Below are 7047 nucleotides of genomic sequence, written 5' to 3'. Positions count from 1 at the left end.
CGTTCCACGTGTATCATCAATATAAAACCAATGAATATGTTTTACAGTTTTTGATGCTTTTGAAATAGCATTACGTATAGCTTGATCCATACCTTCACTAGAGGTTCCAACTAGATCAATATATTTATAAGTAGGGTCACTCATAGTATTCTCCTGGTGTATTTAAATTTTAAAATTAAATCATGTCCTTATGTAATTTCTAGAAAATAATTATAGAAATAACTCTTTAACTCCATATGATTGACTACTAATCTACAATTTAAATTGCCCAAAAACGCATAACATACTAGCTATGCGTTTGGGCAATTAGTTATTGAAGCTTAGTGCGCATGAAATGGTGTAGCGGCTTCTGCCCAAGGCGAATCAGTGGTGTCATCATCAACGCTTTCTTCACCTACTAAGGAACCACGGTATTTAGTTGCTGGATGATCGTCAGCTGTATAACTTCCATTAGCTCGAGGTACTAGCTTCTCACGTAATGTGCCGGGCGCATACGAAGTCTGTGCACGACCGCGCTTTACCAGTTCAGGTCTGACATAATCAATAAAATCAGTCACTGACCCAGGTGTAATTGCGTATGCGAGGTTAAATCCGTCTACTCCTCCATAGTCCACCCAGCGTTCCAGTTCGTCTGCTACTTTTTCAGGACCCCCTACAAGCACTGGACCTAATCCACCAATACAGCGCTCTTTAATTACATCACGCACAGATACATTCTTGCCACCATCTTCCGTTAGTGATTCAAGAGTTGTACGTAAACTGTCATTATCCATAGCAGATAATGGCTCATCAGGATCCAGTTTAGAGAAATCTATACCAGTCCATCCACCATAAAGCGCCAACATGCCTTCAGGACTTGCATACTGTAAGTAATCTTCATACTTCTGCTGTGCTTGCGCATCGGTTGAACCTGTAACAACGGTTAATAACGTAAAAATCTTAATCGCATCGCGTGGACGACCTGCTTTTTCCACTACATCACGAATCTCATTAGTGACTTTATGAGCATGCTCTGGTCCAGTCGTTAAAATGAACATCGCTTCGCAATGTTCCGCGGCGAATCTGCGCCCACGTCCCGATGCCCCAGCCTGGAAAATAACCGGTGTGCGCTGCGGAGAAGGTTCACCTAAGTGAAAACCCGGCACTTTAAAATACTTACCTTCATGCTTTATGGGATGCACTCTCTTTGGATCTGTAAAAATACCGGTTTCTTTATTTCTATGCACAGCGCCTTCTTCCCATGAAGCTTCCCAAAGTTTGTACATTACCTCCATGTACTCATCTGCAAAATCATAACGCTCATCATGCTCCATTTGCCGATCCATACCAATGTTAAGAGCGGCACTGTTTAGATAAGAAGAAACAACATTCCAAGCGACTCTTCCTTTGGTTAAGTGGTCCAAAGTAGTGAGTCTGCTTGCTAACAAGTATGGGTGCTCGAAAGTAACTGCGGCAGTACATCCAAAACCAACATTGTTTGTCACAGCAGACATCGCAGCTATTTGTGCAAAAGGATCATTTACTGGTACTTGAGCCGCATCCTTAAGCGCGGCTGCCGCGGTGCCACGATAAACATCATACACACCAACAACATCTGCTATAAACATACAATCGAAAAAACCACGTTCCAGCTCGATGGCCAAGTTTGTCCAGTATTCGATATCGTTGTATCGCCCTGCTTGACTGTTTGGATGGCGCCACATTCCAGATGATTGGTGACTAACGCATGTCATATCAAAGCAATTTAATATAATTCGTTTTTTTTGATCCTTACCCGCTTTACTTCCCATATCTAAATACTCCTCTCCTTTAAATGGATAACCTTTCTAATAGAAAAAATTTTGCTTAAAAAAAATCGGAAAAAAATCTTTATGTATCTTTCTCTTCTTTATCCTTGCAACCTATGTGCCTACTCCGCAAGTGATTGTTTTTATTCGATTTTTTTTGTCTTCAAGTCATCAATGTTTCTACATGAACCAAATAAAATGATTCGATATGAAACAAATTTACATCAGTGGGATAGCGCAATTGAGCTACTTGAATTTAGAAAAGTGGATTTCAGATTTTTTGAATGAATCTGATGCTATATCAAGATTGGTAAGAATGGGCTCTATTCAAATTTAGTTTGGTAATCTTTAATCGCCGCATTAATAACAATTGATGCATGTTTAGCACCGTAAGGTTTACCGACAAAAGTACTTTGTTGCTCATTTGGCAGTGCTTTGTATGTTGTAAAATAATGAATAAGTCTATTCACTAATGAATTTGGTAAGTCCGCGATATCATCTACATCGTTCCATATCTCATCTTTATCTAGAACAGCAATAATTTTATCATCTGCTTCTCCTCCATCGAGCATAGGTAGACCTCCTATTACTCGTGCATTAAGTAGTATTTCTGCATGCGCAATAGGACGTTCGCTGACCACACAAATATCCAATGGATCCGCGTCACCTACTTTCGCACTATCCATTAGCGATTTGACATTATCTCCACAGTAGGTTCTAGGAATAAAACCATAAAGTGTTGGCGGCAAAGAAGAAGTTCGATTAGGGCGATCTACTCTTAAATATCCTGTATTTTTATCAATTTCGTATTTAACCAGATCGAAAGGTGTAATTTCTATATAAGCATTTACCAGTAATGGCGGCTTAAGCCCAATATCTAATCCATGCCAAGGATGTGGACGCCACTGACTAAAAGAAGTCGTCATGAATATACTAGAATATGTGGTATTAAGAATATCTTAGTCAAAAATACCCGGATTATTTTTTTTAGCATAATTAATAATTTCTTCATCCGAGATTTTTATATTTTTATTTCCCTCCATTTCACGCCATCTCTTGACGTAACCCTTTTTACCTGACCATTTTGTTAACAATTTTTTCTTTAGGTCTTTTGGGTCTGCTTTTTCTATTTGCACCAGGCAGGAATAGAATGTTGGAGACATGCCAAAATCTGTCAATAACTCCGAGTTCAAGGCATTTGCATTTACTCCTCCCACAGTATTACTTCCTTTGTACTGTTTTTGAGTGCCACAAACGCCAGAAATAAGACCATCAATAATTACAGCATATGCAAATGTTTCACCTCTATCATTGTATAGTCTGCATAAATCACCTTCGCTAATTGCTCTTTCTTTTGCATCTTCAGGATTTAATTCAACTGTGGGACGAGACATCATTGCACGCAGCCTATCTACTGATTGAAATGAATTACCAATAAAATAATGTGTGGCAGTACTTAATACTTGAATCGGATATTTTTTTCTTTGATCAATATCTTCTTGACCTTCGATTTCCGGAATATGTGTAGGCAATGGATCTTGGCCTTCTTTTTTTAACTTCTCACTCCATATTTCTATTTTTCCACTACGTGTTGGCCAACCATTTTTTAGATAATTTCTTCGTTCCGAATGTACGCATGCTCTAACCCAACCATTTTTTTCTATTTCCTCATACGTAATTCCTTCCATTAATGGATTCGACTCGCCTTCATCACAAAGAATGTCTCTTATCATTTCTTCATCTGTTTGCGTAAATGCATTATCAGTATCTTCTAGATAATCCATTTTCTTTGCCAACAATCTGAACAATTCTGTATTCCTTACACTCTCACCCAACGGTTCTATAACAGGTTTATTCATGCTGTAGTGATAATGACCATATGCCGCATGCAAATCGGTGCGCTCCAATTGTGTGTCTGCTGGTAGCACGATATCTGCATAATTACATGTCTCTGTCCAAAATGTATCGTGTACAGTAACAAACAAGTCGTCTCTAATAAGTCCTTCACGCACTCTATTCGAATTTGGCGCACAGTTGGCCGGATCTGAGTTATAAACAAATAATGATTTTATAGGTGGGTCCATCAAATTATTCTTAGCATCTAAGTTATCCACTAAAGCTCGTCCAATTTGCACCATATTTACGGCGCGTTTAGACGCTCTATCACCCAAATCTGGTCGTTGTAATGATTTTAGATTAAATCGCTGCCACATTTCTTCAAGATTGCCAAATCCTGCTCCGCCGCACGCTTCTCTCCACGCTCCTGTAATACATGGAAGAATTAATATTGCCCTACACATCTGGCCAGAATTGCTATGACGATTTACTCCGTAGTTTGCACGGATATGCGTTTTTCTGGTTGACGAATATTCATGCGCAAATTTTCTAATGTCTTCTTTCGAAACACCTGTTATTTTCTCTACATTATCCAATGTGTATTTTGGTAATTTTGTTTCAATGAGTTCTTTCCATCCAAGAGTATAATTTTGTAGAAATTCAATATCGTGTAAATTATTGTCTACAATTTCTTTCATAACCCCTAAAGCAAGTGCAGCATCAGTCCCTGGGCGGGGTTGAATATGCCAATCTGACATTACCGTAGTACGGGTTTTTCGTGGATCGATGGTAATTATTTTAGCGCCACGCTCTTTAGCTTGACGAATAAAAGGTACCGCATGCACTCCTGTGCTTACCAGATTTGACCCCCAAAGTATTATTATCTCAGCTTCATCGCTTGCGTCCTGTAAAGATGGCCCGTTGGCCAATCCATATGTATACAAATTTGCATAAAATGCGGCATAAATACATATAGATTGGATCAGTCTGCCTGCTTCCATTTTATTCCAGAAGCGCTGATCCATGGACCAGAATCCAAGCATGCCTAATGTACCTGAATAGGAGTATGGCTGAATTGCTTCTGAACCAAAGTGTTCAATAACGTCTTTAAAATTATCAGTTACAGTATCTAATGCCTCCTCCCATGAAATTCGTTCAAACGCTGCACCGGGTCCTTTAGGGCCTATTCGCTTATGTGGATAGAGCACACGATTTTCGTTATACACAAGGTCTAAATAATGATTTACTTTATTACACAAATAACCTTTTGTGACCGGATGAGTTGGATCACCTTGAATTCTAACGGCTTTCCCGGTTTTATCATCACGTGTAACAATCATAGAGCAGGTATCTGGGCAATCGTGGGGACAACACACGTGATGACTAGAAAATCCTTTAGGGACTTTTATTTTTTCATTACTTTTCATTGTTCTTTCTTAGATCTGATTTAATTAATATACATATCAACAATAGTTTTTTCGAATACCTCTGCTGATTGAGCTATGGTTTCTGAAAGCGTTGGATGGGGGTGAATTAGTTCACCGATTTCTTGTGCTGTACATTCCTTTTTGATTGCCAACGCGGCCTCTGAAATAAGATCTCCAGCATTAGTACCTACTATCCCGGCTCCCAATATTTTTTTTGATATCGGATCGTATAACGTCTTTGTAATTCCTTCTTTTCTCTCAATGCTTAATGAACGCCCACTTGCTGCCCATGGAAACATTGCAACTTTATATTCAATACCTAGTTCTCTGGCTCTGTTCTCAGTTAGCCCTACCCATGCTATTTCAGGATCTGTGTACGCCACAGAAGGAATAAGGCTATTGTCAAAATGACTATTCATGCCCGCAATGACTTCGGCCACGACCTTTCCTTCATGCGCTGCTTTATGTGCTAGCATTGGTTGCCCCACTACATCTCCGATCGCAAATATATTTTTAATGTTTGTTTTCATTTGACTATCTGTACTAATAAAGCCTCTTTCATCAACATTTACTCCAGCTTTTTCAGCACCAATCAGGCTACCATTTGGTTTTCTTCCTACTGCTATAAGTACTTGATCAAAAACATCTTTTTTTAATCCATCTGGTCCCTTAAACTTTACATACATACCGGTCAAAGTTGATTCTACGCTGACGACTTTGCTACTTAAAAATATAGCTTCGTATAATTTAGCTATACGATCATGTAACGGCTTAACTATGTTTTCATCTGCACCTGGTATTAATGAATCTGCGAACTCTACAATTGTTACTTTAGAACCAAGCTCATGATAAACCGTCGCCATTTCTAAACCGATTATTCCTCCTCCTACTACAAGCAACCGGTCTGGAATAGAATTAATCTCCAACGCTTCTGTAGACGTAAGTACTCTTGGATCATCATTAGGAAAGTCACTGAATTTTATGGGTTCAGATCCTGCTGCTATAATTGCTTGCTCGAACTCTATCGTTATTTTTTTACCGCTTGAATGTACTACATTTATTTTAGACGAAGACTCAAATGTACCAACGCCATTGATTACTTTTACGTTGCGCTTTTTTGCCAACCCGGTTAACCCACTTGTAAGCTGAGCTATAACCTTGTTTTTCCATTTTCGAAGTTCATCTAAATCAACGTTGAATGAGTAAAACTTTACGCCAAATTTCGCCATTTCTTTTGTTTCACTAACAACTTTCGCGGCATGCAATAAAGCTTTTGATGGAATACAGCCAACGTTTAAACACACACCACCGAGTGTAGCGTTTTGTTCAATAATAATTACTTTTTTACCTAAATCAGCGGCACGAAAAGCTGCGGAATAGCCACCAGGGCCAGAACCAAGAACAACAACTTGCGTTTTTAAGTCTTTTTCAAAATCTTTAGCGAATTTACTTGAAGAATCTTCTCCACCCTGTGACACCTCGCTAAGTTCAATAGACATTATTAGCTGGCCTTCGGAAATCGCATCGCCAATTGCTATGGATATTTCTTGTACAACACCACTGCCTGGCGAGGGTACCTCAACAGCTACTTTACTTGTTTCGATTACTGCTAATATATCCCCTTCTTCTACTTTATTTCCTACGGCAACTAATATTTCTTCAATCTTAGCGCTATCCGATTCTCCCAGATCAGGTACTTTGATATTGGATAACATAAATATTTAGCGCGATTACAAAGTAATTATTGTAATCAAAGATACTAGCCACCGTAGTTGGTGCGGCTGTCGATTAAGTATTGAACAATTGATGGGTTTACCAATGTTGATATGTCTCCAACGTCTTCAAATTCATTATTAGATATTTTTCGAAGAATTCGTCTCATAACCTTTCCACTTCTAGTTTTTGGTAGTTCAGGAGTCCAGTGAAGTACATCTGGTTTTGCTATCCCACTTATTTCTCTTTTAACTAATTGCAACAAGTCTTCAATTAATTCTTCA

At 38.8% G+C, this 7047-nt stretch carries 6 protein-coding genes and 1 pseudogene; 1 reads left to right on the top strand and 6 read right to left on the bottom strand.

What is annotated here, in order from left to right:
- Together Q0992_RS16880 and Q0992_RS11135 are read right to left on the bottom strand one after the other, a co-directional pair.
- Positions 1 to 144 (bottom strand): dodecin family protein (locus tag Q0992_RS16880; RefSeq protein ID WP_367277958.1); only part of this gene is annotated, 144 nt, incomplete at its 3' end.
- Between the two features lie 176 nt (positions 145 to 320).
- Positions 321 to 1790, bottom strand: coding sequence for an LLM class flavin-dependent oxidoreductase (locus tag Q0992_RS11135; RefSeq protein ID WP_299523965.1), 1470 nt, complete (start codon positions 1788 to 1790; stop codon positions 321 to 323).
- A gap of 205 nt (positions 1791 to 1995) precedes the next feature.
- Between Q0992_RS11135 and Q0992_RS11130 the strand changes: the two genes are divergently transcribed.
- Positions 1996 to 2124: a hypothetical protein gene (locus Q0992_RS11130; protein WP_299523962.1), complete on the top strand. Its 129-nt coding sequence runs from the start codon at positions 1996 to 1998 to the stop codon at positions 2122 to 2124.
- Here the strand turns inward: Q0992_RS11130 and Q0992_RS11125 are convergent.
- The 4 genes and pseudogenes from Q0992_RS11125 to Q0992_RS11110 all read right to left on the bottom strand — a co-directional run.
- Positions 2111 to 2713, bottom strand: coding sequence for an inorganic pyrophosphatase (locus tag Q0992_RS11125; protein WP_299523959.1), 603 nt, complete (start codon positions 2711 to 2713; stop codon positions 2111 to 2113). The genes Q0992_RS11130 and Q0992_RS11125 overlap by 14 nt on opposite strands.
- Before the next feature lie 33 nt (positions 2714 to 2746).
- Positions 2747 to 5050 carry a molybdopterin-dependent oxidoreductase gene (locus Q0992_RS11120; RefSeq protein WP_299523956.1) on the bottom strand — a complete coding sequence of 768 codons (2304 nt, stop codon included), beginning with the start codon at positions 5048 to 5050 and terminating at the stop codon, positions 2747 to 2749.
- A 20-nt stretch (positions 5051 to 5070) separates the two neighbouring features.
- The gene (lpdA, locus tag Q0992_RS11115; RefSeq protein ID WP_299523953.1) at positions 5071 to 6765 is read right to left on the bottom strand and encodes a dihydrolipoyl dehydrogenase; all 1695 of its coding nucleotides are present in this window, start codon (positions 6763 to 6765) and stop codon (positions 5071 to 5073) included.
- 44 nt (positions 6766 to 6809) lie between these two features.
- Positions 6810 to 7047, bottom strand: a pseudogene (locus tag Q0992_RS11110) (acetyl-coenzyme A synthetase); the annotation flags it as partial.

It is taken from the genome of Winogradskyella sp. (genome assembly GCF_028289625.1).
GTDB lineage: Bacteria > Bacteroidota > Bacteroidia > Flavobacteriales > Flavobacteriaceae > Winogradskyella.
The sequence above is the reverse complement of the archived record's forward strand: the minus strand, read 5'-3'. Positions and strand labels throughout refer to the sequence as shown.

What these genes read in the sequence shown, in the direction of transcription:
- Q0992_RS11120 (WP_299523956.1), bottom strand. Translation starts at nt 5,050, where the DNA reads ATGAAAAGTAATGAAAAAATAAAAGTCCCTAAAGGATTTTCTAGTCAT.
- Q0992_RS11130 (WP_299523962.1), top strand. Translation starts at nt 1,996, where the DNA reads ATGAAACAAATTTACATCAGTGGGATAGCGCAATTGAGCTACTTGAAT.
- Q0992_RS11125 (WP_299523959.1), bottom strand. Translation starts at nt 2,713, where the DNA reads ATGACGACTTCTTTTAGTCAGTGGCGTCCACATCCTTGGCATGGATTA.
- lpdA (WP_299523953.1), bottom strand. Translation starts at nt 6,765, where the DNA reads ATGTTATCCAATATCAAAGTACCTGATCTGGGAGAATCGGATAGCGCT.
- Q0992_RS11135 (WP_299523965.1), bottom strand. Translation starts at nt 1,790, where the DNA reads ATGGGAAGTAAAGCGGGTAAGGATCAAAAAAAACGAATTATATTAAAT.